Annotated in this window: 16 protein-coding genes and 1 pseudogene; 4 read left to right on the top strand and 13 right to left on the bottom strand. The window is 38.1% G+C overall.

The genetic code is table 11. The annotated features are described in order from the left end of the window. Positions 1-6: 6 nt before the first annotated feature. From ureC to ACFX4N_RS09385, 4 genes are all read right to left on the bottom strand, one after another. Positions 7-1,716: an urease subunit alpha gene (gene ureC / locus ACFX4N_RS09370; protein WP_192100315.1), complete on the bottom strand. Its 1,710-nt coding sequence runs from the start codon at positions 1,714-1,716 to the stop codon at positions 7-9. Position 1,717: 1 nt separating this feature from the next. Continuing rightward, on the bottom strand, positions 1,718-2,044 hold the full coding sequence (locus ACFX4N_RS09375) for an urease subunit beta (protein ID WP_013057658.1): 327 nt from the start codon (positions 2,042-2,044) through the stop codon (positions 1,718-1,720). Between the two features lie 14 nt (positions 2,045-2,058). Next, positions 2,059-2,361 carry an urease subunit gamma gene (locus ACFX4N_RS09380; protein WP_192100314.1) on the bottom strand — a complete coding sequence of 101 codons (303 nt, stop codon included), beginning with the start codon at positions 2,359-2,361 and terminating at the stop codon, positions 2,059-2,061. Positions 2,362-2,512: 151 nt separating this feature from the next. Then, the gene (locus ACFX4N_RS09385) at positions 2,513-3,562 is read right to left on the bottom strand and encodes an anthranilate phosphoribosyltransferase (RefSeq protein WP_013057660.1); all 1,050 of its coding nucleotides are present in this window, start codon (positions 3,560-3,562) and stop codon (positions 2,513-2,515) included. Positions 3,563-3,756: 194 nt separating this feature from the next. On the opposite strand from ACFX4N_RS09385, the gene ACFX4N_RS09390 reads away from it, so the two are divergent. Then, entirely contained in the window at positions 3,757-4,899 is a 1,143-nt protein-coding gene (locus ACFX4N_RS09390) for a C40 family peptidase (protein WP_063671955.1), read from the top strand. 80 nt (positions 4,900-4,979) lie between these two features. Here ACFX4N_RS09390 and ACFX4N_RS09395 read toward each other — a convergent pair whose 3' ends face one another. The 6 genes from ACFX4N_RS09395 to ACFX4N_RS09420 all read right to left on the bottom strand — a co-directional run bounded on the left by ACFX4N_RS09395 (position 4,980) and on the right by ACFX4N_RS09420 (position 10,522). After that, the gene (locus ACFX4N_RS09395; protein WP_098288063.1) at positions 4,980-5,981 is read right to left on the bottom strand and encodes a 3D domain-containing protein; all 1,002 of its coding nucleotides are present in this window, start codon (positions 5,979-5,981) and stop codon (positions 4,980-4,982) included. 356 nt (positions 5,982-6,337) lie between these two features. Beyond that, entirely contained in the window at positions 6,338-7,087 is a 750-nt protein-coding gene (gene nfsA, locus ACFX4N_RS09400; protein ID WP_192100313.1) for an oxygen-insensitive NADPH nitroreductase, read from the bottom strand. 92 nt (positions 7,088-7,179) lie between these two features. After that, complete coding sequence (locus tag ACFX4N_RS09405; RefSeq protein WP_013057664.1) at positions 7,180-8,313, bottom strand: MGDG synthase family glycosyltransferase; 1,134 nt, start codon at positions 8,311-8,313, stop codon at positions 7,180-7,182. Then, the gene (locus tag ACFX4N_RS09410; RefSeq protein WP_013057665.1) at positions 8,310-8,903 is read right to left on the bottom strand and encodes a DedA family protein; all 594 of its coding nucleotides are present in this window, start codon (positions 8,901-8,903) and stop codon (positions 8,310-8,312) included. The genes ACFX4N_RS09405 and ACFX4N_RS09410 overlap by 4 nt, the downstream gene beginning before the upstream one ends. A gap of 15 nt (positions 8,904-8,918) precedes the next feature. After that, entirely contained in the window at positions 8,919-9,629 is a 711-nt protein-coding gene (locus ACFX4N_RS09415; RefSeq protein ID WP_013057666.1) for a polysaccharide deacetylase family protein, read from the bottom strand. Positions 9,630-9,919: 290 nt separating this feature from the next. After that, positions 9,920-10,522, bottom strand: coding sequence for an alpha/beta hydrolase (locus ACFX4N_RS09420; RefSeq protein ID WP_029322598.1), 603 nt, complete (start codon positions 10,520-10,522; stop codon positions 9,920-9,922). An 822-nt stretch (positions 10,523-11,344) separates the two neighbouring features. Here ACFX4N_RS09420 and ACFX4N_RS09425 point away from each other — a divergent pair. Further along, positions 11,345-13,135: a transglycosylase domain-containing protein gene (locus ACFX4N_RS09425; RefSeq protein WP_013057668.1), complete on the top strand. Its 1,791-nt coding sequence runs from the start codon at positions 11,345-11,347 to the stop codon at positions 13,133-13,135. Positions 13,136-13,170: 35 nt separating this feature from the next. On the opposite strand, the gene ACFX4N_RS09430 is transcribed toward ACFX4N_RS09425, so the two are convergent. Together ACFX4N_RS09430 and ACFX4N_RS09435 are read right to left on the bottom strand one after the other, a co-directional pair. Further along, positions 13,171-14,502, bottom strand: coding sequence for a polysaccharide biosynthesis protein (locus ACFX4N_RS09430; RefSeq protein ID WP_013057669.1), 1,332 nt, complete (start codon positions 14,500-14,502; stop codon positions 13,171-13,173). Positions 14,503-14,796: 294 nt separating this feature from the next. Beyond that, positions 14,797-15,714 (bottom strand): DMT family transporter, encoded by a 918-nt coding sequence (locus tag ACFX4N_RS09435; protein ID WP_013057670.1) that lies wholly within the window; start codon positions 15,712-15,714, stop codon positions 14,797-14,799. Positions 15,715-15,864: 150 nt separating this feature from the next. On the opposite strand from ACFX4N_RS09435, the pseudogene ACFX4N_RS09440 reads away from it, so the two are divergent. Beyond that, a pseudogene (locus ACFX4N_RS09440) lies at positions 15,865-17,241 on the top strand (aminotransferase-like domain-containing protein). A gap of 63 nt (positions 17,242-17,304) precedes the next feature. On the opposite strand, the gene ACFX4N_RS09445 reads toward ACFX4N_RS09440, so the two are convergent. Further along, complete coding sequence (locus ACFX4N_RS09445) at positions 17,305-17,703, bottom strand: FixH family protein (RefSeq protein ID WP_057273467.1); 399 nt, start codon at positions 17,701-17,703, stop codon at positions 17,305-17,307. Between the two features lie 150 nt (positions 17,704-17,853). Here ACFX4N_RS09445 and ACFX4N_RS09450 point away from each other — a divergent pair, with 150 nt between their 5' ends. Continuing rightward, positions 17,854-18,432 carry a hypothetical protein gene (locus ACFX4N_RS09450; RefSeq protein WP_064471829.1) on the top strand — a complete coding sequence of 193 codons (579 nt, stop codon included), beginning with the start codon at positions 17,854-17,856 and terminating at the stop codon, positions 18,430-18,432. The last annotated feature ends 66 nt before the right edge of the window (positions 18,433-18,498 follow it).

Consider the following 18,498-nt stretch of genomic DNA (forward strand, 5'->3'; position numbering starts at 1 on the left):
TTCACCTCAAAATAAAAAGTATCGCTGCGCCATAGGCACAACTTCTGCTGCTTCACATGTAATCATTTGTCCATCTACTTTGACTTCGTACGTTTGGGGATCAACTTCAATTTTAGGCATTTCCCCGTTTAACTTCATATCTGTTTTTTTTAATTGACGAATATTTTTGACCGGTTTAAGCAGCTTTTGCAACCCCAGTTTCTCGCCCACTTTGTTCTCGTACGCTGCTCTTGACACAAACGTAAAAGACGTTTTAGCTCTTGCTTTTCCATAAGAAGCAAACATCGGACGGTATAAAACCGGCTGTGGAGTTGGAATTGAAGCGTTAGGATCTCCCATTAAGCTGTGTGCAATCAAACCGCCTTTTACAATCAAGTCAGGCTTTATTCCAAAAAACGCTGGCTCCCATAGGACTAAGTCAGCCATTTTCCCTGTTTCTACTGATCCTACGTATTCGGAAATTCCATGAGCAATAGCTGGATTAATCGTATATTTAGCTACATAGCGTTTGACACGTGCGTTATCGCCAGCTTCGCTGTCACCATCAAGTTTCCCTCGCTGCTTTTTCATTTTGTCAGCTGTTTGCCACGTTCTTGTAATCACTTCTCCTACACGTCCCATTGCTTGGGAATCTGAAGAAATCATACTGAATACACCTAAATCGTGTAAAATATCTTCAGCTGCAATCGTTTCTTTGCGAATGCGAGAATCAGCAAAAGCGATGTCTTCTGGTACAGAGGGATCAAGATGGTGACATACCATGAGCATATCTAAATGTTCTTCAAGCGTGTTGACAGTATAGGGTCTTGTTGGATTAGTTGATGATGGAAGCACGTTTGGAAAGCTTGCCATTTCCATAATATCAGGTGCATGTCCGCCTCCAGCTCCTTCAGTATGATAGGTATGAATGACTCGATCGCAAATCGCTGCAATCGTATCTTCGACAAAGCCGCCTTCATTTAAAGTATCTGTATGAATCGCAATTTGAACATCGTACTCGTCTGCTACCTGTAAGCTTGTGTCAATGGCAGATGCCGTGGTTCCCCAGTCTTCATGAAGCTTTAGTCCAATCGCTCCTGCTTCAATTTGCTCAATTAAAGGCTCTTTAGCACTTGCATTCCCTTTTCCTAAAAAGCCAATATTCATTGGGAATGCTTCAGCGGCTTCAAGCATTCGTTCAATATGCCACGCTCCGGGTGTACAAGTTGTAGCTTTTGTTCCTGTAGCCGGTCCCGTTCCTCCTCCAATCATTGTTGTAACTCCAGAGGCAAGAGCAGTTTCAATTTGCTGCGGACAAATGAAATGAATATGTGCATCAATACCGCCGGCGGTTACAATTCTCCCTTCTGCTGCAATCACTTCTGTACTCGCACCAATGATGATGTCTACTTCATCCATCAGCAGGGGATTGCCCGCTTTTCCGATGGTTTGAATGAGTCCATCTTTTATTCCAATATCTGCTTTATATATGCCTGTATAATCAACAATAATTGCATTTGTCAACACTAAGTCCGCTGCTTCGCTTCGTGTTGCAAGAGGATGCTGCCCCATTCCGTCACGAATGACTTTTCCTCCGCCGAACTTCACTTCATCTCCATATGTTGTGAAATCTTTTTCAATTTCAATAAATAGCTCTGTGTCTGCTAAACGAACAGCATCTCCAACGGTTGGTCCAAACATATCTGCATACTGACGTCGCGACATTTGAAAACTCATCTTATACATCTTCCTTTCTATCAGAAAGCGATCCGTTTGTTTTATTGTTAAGACCGTAGATTTCTCTTGTTCCGGAGAAAGCAACGAGATCGACTTCTTTTGCATCACCTGGTTCAAAACGAACGGCTGTACCGGCCGGAATATTTAAATGATAGCCAAGCGAAGCTTCGCGGGGGAATTCGAGCGCAGCATTCACTTCAAAAAAATGAAAGTGTGACCCTACTTGAACAGGTCGATCGCCTCTGTTGATTACAGTCACGCTAATTGATTTCTTTCCGTTATTACAAGTGATTGGGTCTTTTTTTAAGAAATATTCCCCTGGAATCATATCTTTCCCTCCTCTTAACGAATTGGATCGTGCACAGTGACGAGCTTGGTTCCGTCTAGAAAGGTAGCTTCCACTTGAATATCATGAATCATTTCCGGAATACCTTCCATTACATCTTCTCGTTTTAAAATCTTGGTCCCTTCTCGCATTAGCTGTGCTACCGTCTTGCCATCACGAGCTCCTTCCATAATTTCATATGTAATAATAGCTACTGCTTCGGGATAATTAAGTTTTAATCCTCTTGTTTGACGGCGTCTTGCTAAGTCTGCAGCTACGACAATCATTAATTTTTCTTGTTCTCTCGACGTAAGTTTCAATGAAAGCTTCCTTTCTGCTAATCTATTTTTTATTAACATCAAATGTGACATTTTCTAACACAAATACATAACTAATTATAGTAAATTTTCTGACAAAAAACAAAGGATTTATCTCTTCCGATAAAAAAAGATGAGCATGTTTGCTCACCTTTTACTCTTCTGAAATCGCTTGTGTTTTCCATTTCTGCAGGTGTTTCCAGCCCAAACCTTCAGCTAGCTGACGTTTTGCATAGTCTACTCCTTTTTCAATAGAAGCTTCATAGCCAAATAAATAATAGCGCAATCCAGCGTTTAATACTACTTGATTATAGACGTAAGTCAGTTCGGAAGAAGATTCACCCTCCAGAATGCGCATCACATATTCCGCTTGTTTTTCAACACTTATTTTCTTTTCAAAGTGCTCTTCTTCCACAAACAGTCCGTATTCTTTTGGATTGACAATAAACGACTCCATCTCTCCTTCTGAGATAGTAAAAACAAAGCTGCTTCTATGTACAGGTACATCTTCTGATCCTTCTATCCCTTGTACCACGTATACGTGTTTGAAAGGCAGAGAAGCAAAAATAGGCACAATCTTATTAATGGCCGTACGATGAAAAGCCCCCATCATTAAAGAAGAAGCATTCGATAAGTTTAGTAGTTTTTCAACCGTATTAATAAGTGTCCTTACACCAATTTCATGACGAATTTTTTTGATGCGACTAAGAGGATAAGAAATTGTTTCAGCATTTACAAAGCCAATTTTTAACGTTTCAAACACATGACCGATGTTTTCAATCGTTTGAGCTTGAGGGATCTGTAATGAATGAAGTACGTCTTCAATCGTTGTTCCAAACTTTGGAGGAAGTGCTTCTGTACAGTGTAAAAAAGCTGGCACACCTCTTTCAGCTAATAAAATCGATACAGGAATGGTGGCAAAAAATGAATTTCTCCCTGCATAAGGGCTTGCAAAATCAATTGATTTATCTTTTAACGGCTGAGACAGCGGGATTTCTTTTGTTTTTTCACGAAAAGCATGAACGAATCCCAATAGTTCATCTGCATTTTCAGTTTTAATACGTTCCGCAATAAAAAAAGCAGCGATCTGAGCATCCGTAGCTTGTCCAGAAGCGATTAAGCGAGCTGCTTCTTTTGCTTGTTCATACGTTAAGTCAGTTGATCCTCTTTTTCCGCGCGCTATTTCTTTGATAAATTGCTGCATATCGTACACTTCCTTTTTAACTGAATATTTGTACATTGTATCACATATTTTCTTTGTTCCTTAAATTATCTTCTATCAGGTACGCAAACTGCTAAAAAATATGAAATTAAAGGAAAAGTACTAGTTCTTTTATAACCTAATATAGTATAATCTATCTGCTATACTATTATTTGGATATTTGGGGGACTTTACAAATGAAAAAAGAGAAACTACTTGTACCATTTATAGCAGCATCCGTTTTAGTAGGAGCATCGGTGACAACGCCTGTTTTTAGTCACTCTGCTTATGCTGCTTCTTCTGTCAGCGTTTATCAAAAAGACGTTAATTCGCTAGCAGATTATTACGCACCATTTTATAAAACCGTAGAAAAAAAGCTAAAAGAAATTGAAGGAATAAAAGATGACGAAAAAGCGTTAGCGGCATATGATCAGCTTGCGGATCAAATTGACCAGTTTCTAACAAAGACTGATAAAAATTATGCGATGAATCACCTTAATTCAGAAGCTGGTCAGCTTCAAGGGTATTTATACGACAGCTTAATTGCTCTTTACAATTACATTGTGGATCTTGAAGACTATGCGTATGGAGATGTAAGTGACGCGGAATTTAATAAGATCTCTGCAAATTTTGAAAAAGAAATCAACGCATACAATACGCAATTTCAGCAAAAAGCGAAGAGCTATAAAACGAAGCGAAAAGTAACGTTTAACGCAAATATGAGTTATTTGCTTGATGAAGATATTCAACCTTCACCAACAGCTCCATCTACACCGGCTGATAGTAATGGCACCTACACGGTGAAAAAAGGAGACACGCTGACAGCAGTCGCTAAAAAGTACGGCATGACGGTAGCTGAATTAAAAAAATTAAACAATTTAAAAACAGATGCGCTAAAAGTTGGACAAGTGCTGAAAGTGAAAAGTACAAGCGCACCTTCTCCGGCTCCAGCACCTCAAGCTTCTGTTAGTGCAAAACAGCAGCAAATTGTATCGTATGCCAAAACGCTAATTGGAAAGCCATATAAATATGGAGGTACGACACCAAAAGGTTTTGATGTATCAGGGTACACACAGTATGTATATAAAAACGCGGGTTCAAATATTTCTATCCCCCGTACAGTAGCAGATCAGTATAAAAGCGGCACGGACGTAAAGCAAAACAGCCTGCAGGCTGGAGATTTAGTTTTCTTTAAAAACGGCAAATCTGTTTCAGTCGTAGGAATTTACCTAGACAAACAAGAATTCATTTATGTCAGCAGCAAAGGCGTTAAAACGCAATCACTTTCAACAGCTTACTGGAAAAACAGCTATGCAGGAGCAAAGCGTATTATAAAGTAAAAAGAGGTGCCATAAGGCACCTCTTTTGCTTTACTAGCTATGTATTTCTATACTAGACTAGCAATTTTATAAAGAACTTCTTAGTTCATAACCGTGATTTTAACAGATTTTCTTCCGAACTGTTGAGCATCACCTTCAGAAGGAACGAATACATCAATTCGATTGCCTTTAATTGCTCCACCTGTATCGGCAGCTACAGCTTCACCATAGCCTTCTACATAAACTTTCGAACCTAATGGAATAACACTAGGGTCAACAGCGATTACTTTTTGATTTGGATTTGCTTTTAAATCCACTCCTGTAGCAGTTGTACCGCTACATCCAGCACAATTAGCCGTATAGGCAGTTGCTTCAACTGTCATTGATTTGCCGCTGGCTTGTTGTGACGATTCAGCAGGTTGTTGTTGTTTTTGAGCTTGTTCAGCTTGAGCTTGCTGCTGCTCTTTTTGAGCTTGTTCAGCTTGAGCTTGCTGCTGCTCTTTTTGAGCCTGTTCAGCTTGAGCTTGCTGCTGCTCTTTTTGAGCCTGTTCAGCTTGAGCCTGCTGCTGCTCTTTTTGAGCCTGTTCAGCTTGAGCCTGCTGTTGTTCTTTTTGAGCTTGTTCAGCTTGAGCTTGCTGCTGTTCTTCTTGAGTTTGTTCAGCCGGTGCTTGAGCTTGCTGAGCTTCTGGAGCAGCTTGGGCTACTGAAGGGCTTGATTGCTGAGCTTGACCGTTTGGAGACTGAATTTTTAATTGTTCGCCAGGATAAATTAAATCTGACTTCAGTCCGTTCCATTCTTTAATTTGATCTACCGTCACGCCGTATTGCTGACTGATGGACCATAATGTGTTTCCTTGCTGAACTTTGTGCGTCATTTCTTTTATAGTAGCTACGTTTAATTCTTGATTTGGATAAATAATATTAGATGTTAAGTTGTTTGCATCTTTTAGCTCGTCTACGCTCACGCTGTGCTTTTGAGCGACTTTCCATAACGTATCACCTTTTTCTACGTGATACGTTCCGCTTGTAGAAGCAGAAGCTGCACCTACAAATCCTGCTGAAAGGATTGCTGTTGTTCCTAGAGTAAATATAAATTTTTTCATTAAGAATACCTCCTTATTTACTCAATGATTGAATGATATCATCCTCACATTTCACAGCCGTTACAGAGCCGTGCTACTTTTATTACAAAACTTAACAAAACAGAACATTCAATCGTAATATTTCTGATAATTTGGCTATATGATGAAACGTTTCTACTTTTTACTGCTTTTTATTGTTGTTTTTACTAAAATAGTTAAATTTCTCTACCATTGCTGGCTATGCCTCTTCTTTTTTAGTGATCATTTAACGGGTATATTAAGTTTTTTTCATAACAAAAAAAAACGAACCGCTAATCAAAAATTTTGATCAGCGGTTCGTTTTTCAATTCGGCTAAACTACTTTTGTCCCAGCTTTTTTATTTCTTGTTAAATCCTTGCTTTTCAACAAATTCTTTCATATACATACGCTTAGGATTGGAAAGCATTTCAGCCATTTGACCAGTCCATGTGTCTTGGCGTTTGCCATTTGTTCTTTCGTTGTAATAAGCAGAAATTTCTTCGTTATACGCTGTTAATTCTTTTTTCGTCTGCTCATCATTCGGCTCATATGTTTCTTCATGATACACATGTTTAAATGGTAAGCGCGGCTTTTTATCCGTAATACCCGCTGGATGTCCAACCGTTAGACCAAATAACGGGATTACATGATGAGGCAGTTTTAACAATTTGCTTACTTCTTCTAATTCGTTACGCAAACCGCCAATGTAACAAGCTCCAAGTCCCATTGATTCAGCAGCAAGCGTTGCATTTTGCGCAGCAAGGGCAACGTCAATAATAGCTACCATAAACTGCTCTGTGCTTTCGAGCGCTGTCGATAAATCTTTTTTCTCCATTTCCGCAATGACATCATGACGATGAAAGTCAGCGCAAAATACAAAGAAGTGTCCATTTGTTTCTACGTAAGACTGATTTCCTGCTAATTGAGCAAGCTTTCGCTTCGTTTCTTTATCTTTTACTCCAATAATGGAATACGCTTGAATATAGCTTGATGTGGAAGCTGCCTGTGCGCTTTCTACAATCGTCTGAATTTGCTCTTCCGACAATGGTTTGTCTTCATATTTGCGAATAGAACGATGATTTAAAATCGTTTCAATAACTGAGTTCATATTATAATCTCCTTTTACTTCATCTAACCTTCTACAGATGCTATCTCTACAGTTAGTTTATCGAATGTAAAAAGAAATAACCAATGTTCTGCTTAAAATTGATTTTGACTTGTCTCATATCGATACAGCTTAAAGTGATCTGCAAGCACGCGATCTACTTTTACTTCTAAGCTGTCTACATATTCGTCCATCCGTTTTATCAACCGGTTTCGTTTCACATCATTTTCTAAAATGTTCTTAAGCTGCTGTTCAAAGGCTTCAGCATCATTAAGCGGTATCAGCAGCTCTTTTTCTTTTAGATATTCAATGTTAATTTGTTCTTGACCGGGAAGAGATGAGTGAATAAAAATAGGTAGTCTCTTGTGAAGGGCTTCGCTAATTGTCACTCCCCCCGCTTTTGTGACAATGGCATCTGCTCCCTCATATAAATCATTCATTTTCTCTCTCGATTTTACATACGAGACCGCTTTAATTCTCGGGTGGTTCAATTTTATTAGTTCTTGATACAACTTTTTGTTTTTTCCGCACAGCACATAATACATATACGTACAGTTTTGCGGAAGCTGCTGAAGCATTTTGCGTACATTTCCAAGGCCGGAATTCCCTCCGGCAATCAGTATATGTTTCTGTGGCATGAGATGGTCAATCCGTCTTTTTAAAAACGCTTTATGAACGGGAATGCCCGTTACATAAATAGAAGACTCTTTTACACCGTGAACGTTTTGTAAAAACGCTTTTGTATCCTGATCAGGCACGCAGTGAAGCTCAATTCCATTTTTACCCCATACGTCGCTTACTAAGAAGTCTGTGTATACGTTTATAATAGGAAGATCAATGATTCCTTTTTCTTTTAACCCGCTTAATACACAGGAAGGAAAGCTGTGTGTACAAACAATGACGTCCGGCTGCTCTGCATCAATTAATTTTTTCATATGGTATTCGATAATCGGCCACTTTTTCACAACAAAATCATCCATCGTATGGTCGTTTTTTTTGTATACATGACCGTAATAAAATTTTTCAAACTGCTTTGGAAAAACAGAAATCCATTTCATGTATATCGATGAAATCATTTGTTCAAGCGGTTTGCTCCAATAGCTTAAACAATCAATTTTTTGACAAATAACGTGCGAAAAACGCTCCATGATGGCATCCATAACGGCGTCTGCTACTTGGTGATGACCAGATGGCATCTGAAAAAGCGGTAAGAATAAAACCTTCCTCATTGACCATCCCTCCTCTCAAGACGTTTTCGGTTTCTTTTTCTTTTTATAAGTAAATAAATGACAAAAAAAGCTACAGCCCCCATGATAATATACGAAATATGAATTCGATCTCCTACGTAGTAACCTAGAATTAGAAAAGAAAGGACCCATACTAGACTTCCTACTACCGATAACAATAAATAAAGCAAAAACGGATAGCGACTTATTCCCGCCATATATGGGCTAATTTGACGCAAGCCTGGAATATATAAACCAAATAAAATGGTCCATATCCCATATTTATGGTAGCTGCCGCTTGCCGCTTCAATTTTCTCTTTGGTTAACCCTACGTATTTTCCGTATTTATCAAAAAATGGGGTTCCCGCATACCTTCCTAGCCCGTAAGCAGTAAGCATTCCAGTTATAACACCTAAAAAAGCAAAAAGAGATGATTCGTATAAGTTCAGCTGATGTTTGGCAATAAACATGCCTAATAATATTAAAAATGATTCTTCAGGCGCTGGAATTCCAACAATCCCACAAAAAAGTACAAGTAAAATAACAATATAACCATAGGAATGTATATACTGAGAAATAATTGTTAAGTCCACTGCTCGCTCCTCTATTTACGATTGATTCATCAATTGCTGCATGGTTATACTTTCATACCCTTGCTGTTTTAAGTAAGGTAAAAATTCTTCTAACGCCGCAATCGTCATTTCAGGTGCTTTTTCATCTGCTCCCGGGGTATCTCCATTATCGTGTAACACAAAAATGGCTCCATCTTCTACTTTACGCATTAGTTTTTGAACTAATGCCGTTTTCGTTGTTTTTAGTGTCCAATCCTGAAAGATTCCTGTCCAGATCACAAGGTGATATGGCTTGGCCATTGATAAACTGCTCATATTTAAATGTCCCCACGGCGGACGATAAAAAAGCGGCTTTTGATTTGTTACTTTCTTTATAACCTGTGCACATTGATGAATTTGTCTTTTTAATTGCCAAGGTGTTTGCGTCCATGCACTCACATGACGATGATGATGTATAGCTACTTCATGTCCTTCATCGATCATTCTGTTTAAAATAGACGGGTGTTTCTCCCCTAGTTCTCCCACAATAAAAAAAGTAGCTTTCATTTCATGCAGTTTGAACAAGTCCAAAATTTTTGGTGTATAAACAGGATGAGGCCCGTCGTCAAATGTTATAGCTATTTTATGCTTTTTTTCCCCTTTTATTATGACTGATGAATGATAGCGACGATAAAGGGTTTGCGAAATAATGGTATATACACATATAACCATTAGAACGAAAAGTAAAACAATAAAAAAACGAGTCATATGCTTTTAACCATCCTTTTGAATTTAAATCCTGCATTTATTATAACGGTTTACTCAGACTTTGGTTTCATTTTTTTGTGATAGAAACCAGGAATTTTAAAATAATTTGATACTTTACCTAAAAATAGCTGTTCTGCAAAGATATACCGGAAATAAAATGATATCATAAAATTTCCCTTCATTCAGTAAAAAAAGTACTTTTTACCATTTATATCTATCTTTTGTACGATAACTGTCATTATTTTTTAAAAATAAAAAAACTTCCCGCACGAGTGCGGAAAGTTTTTAAATTAAAATTTTGACCGATACCATTTTTCAGCTGCTTCAATTTCTGTTCTTGTTAACTGATGTCCAAATGATTCCCAATGCACCTGTACGTCTGCTCCGGCTTTTTCTAAAAGCGCAGAAAGTTCTTCTGTTTCTGATGCTGGGCAAATAGGGTCGTTTGTGCCTGCGCCGATAAAGATAGAGGCGTCCGTCTTAGGCACTTCAACTCCTCTTCTTGGAACCATCGGATGAAGAAGAGCCGCCCCTTTTAAAGAATTCTCATAATGAAATAGCAAACTTCCTGCAATATTGGCACCATTTGAGTAGCCTACAGCTACGATGTTGTGTCGGTCGAATGAATATGTTTCAGCCGCTTCGTCTAAAAATTGATGAAGTTCTGTTGTGCGTTCAATTAAATCTTCTATATCAAATATTCCTTCTTGTAAACGTCTAAAGAAACGGGGCATTCCGTTTTCTAGTACATTTCCTCTTACAGATAATACCGAGCAAGAGGAATCAATCATATCTGCAACAGGAAGCAGATCTTGTTCTGTACCTCCTGTACCATGCAACAGCAACAAAGTCGGTTTCGTCTCGTCCGTTCCTTTTTTAAAAATATGTTTCACGTATATCCACTCCTTTTAAATATCTCGAATTAAAGATAAATTTATTATAAGAACTTTCGAAGCATTTGTAAAGGAACTACTGTCAAAGAAATACCTGTATGTTTTGCTGGCAGTATCACATAATACTGAATAACTTCATATAGCCATTGCTCATATGCAGCTAGGTATTTAATTCGTTTGACTTACAACGGGGAAAGAAATATTCCACTTTTAGCTAAGTGCTCCCGTCAAAAGGTGGATAATGATTAAAACTCGCCCGTCCTCCTTCGTATAAAAAGTGCCCTAGTCTGATAAATTAGTTAATTTTTGCTTTATTTCGTTACTTTCAACAGATATCAGCATTTATACCCGAACGTACTAAATCTTATTTCTTATACGTGTTATAACAACTTTTTTCTATGAGAAACAGAACGTAAAATACCAGCTTGTTTTTTCATAAAGGGGAACAAAGCCCCGAATGGTGCTTTATACGACTTTATTTGACAAACACAAATTTATGGGTAAACTAAGTTCAGATGATTGTATTTCACTTCGTTTCAGTTTAATAAAAAAACGAAACATCTGCGAGTAAGCAAAAAATAACTGCGTAAAGAGCTATTTATGTCAATCATCTTATACCCTAAAAACTTACCTGCACTTGAATAATAGCCTTTATTAAACTTAGCGCGTCAGCTTGTGAACGTTAATACTTTATCATCCATCTCTCTGTTAAAAGATTGAATGGATCAACAAACTTTAGCATTCTTTACATAACGACCTTGTAAAGACGAAGAATGTAGCTATGTGTAAACATGGAATTATTACTTAGTGGAGTGAACCAACATGAGGAAATTTATTTTAGCCTTTTTAGTCGTTGTTTTAATTGTAATGCTAGGAGTTACCTATGTATTAAAGCAATTTCAGCAAACGGCTGATTTATCTTACTCGAAACTGCAGTCGGTTCAAAGTACGGTAGTCTATGACAAAAATGACCGTAAGATTGACGAATTGTATAAAACCGTTCCCCGTCAAAATGTTTCGAGCAATGAAATTCCCGATTATGTAAAAATGGCGTTTGTTGCAACGGAAGACCGTCGCTTTTACAAGCATTTTGGGATTGATTTACAAGGTATTGGCCGCGCCCTTTTTAAGAACATTGTAACAATGAGTAAAGCTGAAGGCGCAAGTACCATTACACAGCAGTTAGCAAGAAATCTTTACTTATCTAGTGATAAGACCATTAAACGTAAAGTAGATGAAATGTTTCTATCATTAGGTTTAGAAAGACAATTTACAAAAGATCAAATCTTGGAATTATATTTAAATCAAATTTATTTCGGAAGCGGTGTATATGGTATTGGTGCAGCTTCTCAGCTTTATTTTAATAAGCCTGTATCAGATTTAACCGTAGGCGAAGCTGCGCTTTTAGCAGGACTGCCAAAAGCGCCGAGTACTTATTCACCCAGCAATAGTACAGAAAAAGCGACAGCCCGACGAAACGTTGTATTGAAACTGATGCATGACCAAAACGTTATTAGTGATACTCAGTATCAGCAAGCGTTAAACGAACGTGTAGTCAAGCCTAGTATTCCGGTTAAAAAACCGAACTCAAATCAAGCATTTATTGATTATGTAATTAAAGAAGCTGCTCAACAGTATGGCGTATCTGCTGATGACCTTTACAAGGGTGGTTATGCCATTTATACAGATTTAGATCCTAATTTACAGGAATCGATTAATAACTCTGTAGCAAATCATATGTTCCGAGATGATGACATCAACAGCAAAGTAGAGGTTGGGATTTCAGCTGTTAACCCTAAAACAGGTGGAATTTCAGCGATGTATGGAGGACGCAGCTATGAGCGAAACGGCTTAAACCGTGCTACAAGCGGCTATCAGCTTGGTTCAGCTATTAAGCCTTTAGCCGTATACGGTCCAGCCTTAGAAACTGGAGATTATACACCAACTTCACTCTTAAGTGACGAACGACAAGACTTTGGCGGTGGATATAGCCCTAAAAACGCAGAAGGTGAATATCAAAAGCATGTGACAATGCGTGAAGCACTTACTCGTTCGCTTAACGTTCCAGCTGTTTGGCTTTTAAAACAAATTGGTATTGATACAAGCGCAAAATTCATGGAAAAAGCTGGACTTCCTCTTGAAGATGACGATAAGTCAAAATTAGGGCTTGCTCTGGGAGGAACGACCACAACGTTCTCTCCCCTTCAGTTAGCACAAGGATATACAACTTTTGCTAACAAAGGCGTCATGACTAAGCCGTACGCAATTCGAAAAATTGAGATGCGCGACGGTGAAGTGAAAAAGCCAGACATTCAGACAGAGCGAGTAATGAGTGAAGAAAATGCGGATACAATGACATCCATGCTACAGGATGTGATTGAAAAAAGCTATGGAACAGGTGTTAACGCTCGTTCTTCACGAGATGCTGCAGGTAAAACCGGTACAACCAACGATGTCAAAGATGCTTGGTTTGTCGGGTATACCGATGATGCAGTCGTTTCTATCCACGCTGGCTTTGATAATGCTAATTCTACGCAAACAACGAAATACTTATCAGGCGGCGGCGGACAAGACCCTGCTACACTGTTTAGCTCAATTATGAATAACTGGTAACCAAAAAACCTCCAACTTCACTGTTGGAGGTTTTTTTAAGATAAATGCGTTTTATGCTTAAGTGAAAAAAAGGAAACGTTAATGACTTTGCAAATCGTTACATAATGCAGAACGGTCAAGACAACCACGCCACAGTTCATCCCGATAATAATTCCCTGCATGCCAATATTTGTTTGTGATCCTAAGAAAAACATCAGGGAAAAAGATACAATATGAGACCAAATCGTATGATAAAAAGCATCTTTTACATAGCCAAGTCCAATTAAATAAGCTTGAAGCGGGACGGCAAAGAAGTGAAAAAGAAAATACGGCCATAAAGCCTTTAAATAGTACACGGCCTCTGTAGAATGAAAAAACAAGTTAGTAAGCGGCTCAGCAAAGAAATACATCGCCACTATAGACGGAATCCCATATAAAAATGTCATTTGCATACTTTGAGTCAAAAGTCTTTGAAGCTGTTCTTCCTGATTTTTCGCATGAGCTTCAGATACAGCAGGTATTAGTGCCACTAAAAGAGAATGAGCAAAGAAAGCTGGAAAAAATCCGATCGACATCGCTACCCCTGTTAGCATACCAAAATGCTGCGTTGCCCCGGTTAAAGTCATGCCCGATAAAACGAGCGCGTGTTTGATTAAAAACGGCTGAATAGCATTACATACCGCGTTAAATAAACGCAGTCCCGTGGTCGGAAGTGAGACGCCTAACAGCTTTTTCCGAATCTCACTTGGAGAAAGCAGAGGTCTGTGCCCTCTTGATAAAACACTTAACTGAGTAACATACGTGATAAAAAAATAAAGCAAAATAACAGCTTCGGTTCCAATTAGCGTACAAATCGCAATAAACAGCGACATTTTAACATCTGTGAAAGCAAACATTTGAAAAACAACAAATAAAATCGTTAGCTGAAAGGCTTTGCGGATAAAATTAGACACAGCGATAGTCGTCATATTATTTTTACCCGTAAAATATCCACGAAGCACCGCTGAAAATGAAACAACCGGAATGAAACATAGTACGACCCATTTCAAGTAAGGATGATAGTGACTAAAAAATGGAAAGGCTGCTAATACGGCCAGTGTAATAAAAAAGATTCCCAAGCTCACAGCAGTCGCAAAAATGGTGGCATGCTTCATCATATGCTGATGTTCTTTGCGATGATGTTCAGCCAAAAATTTAGAAATAGAAATAGGCAGTTCTAAGTTAGCTACGGTGGCAATAAGAAAAATGATAGGAAGAACAGTCATGTACATGCCCATGCCTTCCCTTCCTAATTCTCTAGCAAGTACCATATTTACAAGAAATTCAATTAACTCTCCTGCAAAGGCAGCACCTGCTAGAATAAACGTTCCTTTCAAAAAAGTGTTCATCTCGTTATCTCCTCTATTTCCCGTCCTTTTTCATCACTACCTCTTCTCTCTATGTATATGACAAGCTTTATACGAATTATTTGTCTAATTGTATTTTTCGGTGTACAAGTTCTTGTATAATGTTCAACCTATGTAAAAAAAAACCGTTATATACCTTTTTTACATAGGAAATTCATTCATTTCTTATCTTTTGGCTCTTGAAACTTGCATAGAGAACACAGGAGACCCAATGAGCCTGCTGATTGCTAATGGGAATAGAGCATGTTGTTTTAATATAACAAATTCACATATTAGTTAAGCGTCTTTATTCACCATTTTCTGTGGATGCACTTCTTTTTTTGACACCGAAGCGTTTTTGCCTAGTACAACCGAAAAGACAACAATTATTGCTATAGCAAGAGTAAAAAGTGTAATTGTTTCACCTAGAAATAGAGCTGCAAACAGAATCATTAAAAATGGCTGTAAATATTGAACCTGGCTAACTCTGGCTATTCCACCCATAGCCATCCCGCTGTACCAAGCAACATATGCTAAAAATTGACTCACTACTGAGAGATAAATCAAACTAACCCACGCTTGTAAAGGCGCATGGAGCATTTCAGCTGTAATGCTTAGTCCCACTGGAATCATAAAAAATGGTGCACCGATGATAATGGCCCAAGCAATTACTTGCCAGCTGCCTAATTCTCTTGCTAACCCCCCTCCTTCTGCGTAGCTCAGTCCAAGTATCAGCACCGCTGCTAGTAAAGCTGCATCAGCAAACTGCAGTTGACCGAATCCGAGGTGAAGAGCATACACGATAACAGCTGCCGAACCGATTATACTTGAGACCCAGAATTTTAAAGAAGGACGTTCACCCCCTCTAAACATCGCAAAACCGGCTGTGGCTAATGGTAAAAGAGCGAGTTCAACCGCTCCGTGAGAAACAGGCAAGGATTTCATTGCCCAAGAAGTGAGCAGAGGAAACCCTAAAACTGCGCCTAAAGCGACGATCAGCAGACTTTTAAATTGGCGAAGAGAAGGAAATTTTTCTTTTCGTACAATCAATATCACAGCTACTAAAACAGCAGCTACAGCTGTTCTTCCTAAACCGGCGACTGTCGTTCCGAAATACTCCACTGCAATGCTTGTAGAAGGAAGGGTTAAGCTAAAACAGATAACGCCTACTAACCCCAACAATAAGCCCATTTTCTCTCTCGTTTCTTTTTGCATCTTACCCTACCCCTGTCTTTTTATTTTTCAGAACTGTACCATTTTTCTAAAAAAAGTTCTGATATAATTAAAAGGATAGCGCAGGACAACTACTAAAATAAATCATTCTTTTACCTATCTGTACGGGTACAAATTAAAGGAGTAGGACCTATGAGTTTGAAATATCTGAAAATCATGGAAGAAATTAAGCTTGGCCTAGCAACTGGATCGCTTATTGCAGGTGGTAAACTCCCTTCTGTTCGCCGACTATCCCAACATTTTTCGTGCAGCAAGAATACCGTTATCAAAGCGTACAGTGAACTAGAAAAAGAGCATTTAATTTATTCTGTTCCTAAAAGCGGCTACTACGTTGTGGCAGAATTTCAACATAGGACGAATGAAAATGAAGTGATTGATTTCTTGTCTGCTGGTCCAGATAAAAACGTTATGCCTTATCTTGAATTTCAGCATTGTATAAACCAAGCGATTGAACACTACAAAGAAGAGCTTTTTACATACTCTGATCAACAAGGCTCTTACTCATTACGGGTACAGTTAGTGAAACACTTGCAGAACCTACAGGTGTTCACTCAAGCTGAAAGGTTAGTTGTTGTATCCGGGTCTCAGCAAGCTCTTCACTTATTAGTTTCTATGCCATTTCCAAATGGAAAAAATAATATCCTGATTGAACAGCCCACTTATTTCGGTTTTATCGAGTCTCTTACGCTGCACCAAGCTACTGCTTTTGGGATCGAGCTATCGATGAAAGGGATTGATCTTGATCGTTTGGAGTACATTTTTCGAAATAATGATATAAAATTTTTCTATATTATTCCAAGATTTCACAATCCTCTTGGGCATTGTTATACAAATTTTGAGAAGAAAAAAATCGTGGAGCTAGCCGAAAAATACGATGTATATATAGTGGAAGATGACTTTTTGGGTGACCTTGATCCCGATGCAAAATAAGATCCTTTATTTTCTTTTAATCCTTCTGGACGAGTTATTTACATTAAAAGCTTTTCGAAAATCTTTCTTCCTGGGTTACGTATTGCTGCTGTCGTGCTTCCTTCGTTAATGAATAGCAACTTTTTACGATATAAGTTCAGTTCAGATTTTAATAGTTCAGCGCTTTCCCAAGGTGCTCTTGAAATTTATTTAAAAAGCGGCATGTTTACTAGTCATCTTAAAAAGATAAAAGAGGTATACCATACCAAAATGCAAACTCTTGTAGAAGCATGTGATTTACTGCTACCCGCTCATACACACTTTTCTAAACCAACTTCAGGATTCTATTTATCCATTAGTTTGCCTGAGCATGTGACAGCAAAACAGATCGTTCACATGCTAAACGAGCAGCACATATATGTTGATGATGCTTCTAGATTTTTTTTACCAGAATACAAACGAGACACTCTTCTCCGATTAAGCATCTCACAAGTAAATACGAATACGATCAAACGAGGAATTGAACAGCTGGCTCAGTGCATTACTTTAATTGATGATAGAAAAAATCATCCTATTCCAAATAACCTTTTCCCCTTGTAGAATGGGAATTCAATGGACATACTAAACGAAAAGAAGCCAAGGAATTAGAATCCTTGACTTCTTTTATTTAACCGTAACGGTTATAAGAGGCATGTTATGCGTCCCTTTTGCAGAAACATGTGATTGCACGGTATATGTGCCAGGCTCAGAGAAAGATGTTTGTATTTCATATACACCTTCTCCTATTTGTTTAGGCTTTAACATCTTCCCTTTCCCTTCGCCATCTTTTTTCTCTATTTCAAATTCAATCATTTCAACATCATCATTTTTCACTTTTTCGTCTCCATATGTAACTTCGGCTTTGTAGATACCGCTTTCATTTTTCTGTAACGCCCCTGGGCCTTGAAGATTTACGTCCAACGGTTTTGGCTGCTCAGCATTTGTGCTTTGAGCAGGTTCCTGACCACAGGCCGTTAAAAGTAAACAAAGACTGATTATAGATATACTTATTCTTTTTTTCATGTATTCATCTCCTTTTTAAACCCTTTGTTTAACTATAACGCGTATTGCAAAGAAAAAAATGAATTTTTCTAAAAAAGAAGGATTTTTAAAGGTTTTTTAAGGAAAAAAGTTCATACTGACATTAACTAGTTTTTTCCGAGGAGGAAGAAAATGAATTCAGCTAAATCTCCAGCTAAAAAATCATGGCTACAGACATTAATCAAAAATAAAAGTGAGCGCAAAAAAGTGATCTTTATCTTTACTATCTCTTTTTTACTAGTTGTAGCAGGGCTTATTTACATCCCTATTTATAAACATTCCCTTCCGCTCGATTCTAAAGTATATGAAGGGAATTTTAAAGAGCTTGGTTCAATCGCACGAATTGGTTTCTTTGCAGCTTTAGCCATTTATCCTATTTTTTTATTATTAAAATGGAAACCGTTATCGCACATAAAAAAAGGAAATTTTGAGTTAAAACCGCTTATCCAATTTTTAGCCAAGTACGTTCGTCAGTGGCACGTTCCCATTGCTCTTATATCAACAGCCTTGATTATTTTACATGGTTATATGGCTTTAATAAAAGGATTTCAAGCAAATTTTACGTACTTTTCAGGAATTATTACGATGGCTGTTCTAGCTTGTTTACTCGTGATGGGCGTGAAGCGCTATAAGCGTACAGATAAAAAGTGGCATCTTAAATTTGCTATCTCTTTTTTGGTTTTGTTTATGATTCACGCTACCTTTTCATAACTTGCCATTGTTTAAAGTTTTTTTATATAGGGTACAGTTCACAATGAATACATGATATGTATCACT

It is taken from the genome of Priestia sp. YIM B13551, assembly GCF_042787905.1.
Classification (GTDB): Bacteria; Bacillota; Bacilli; order Bacillales; family Bacillaceae_H; genus Priestia.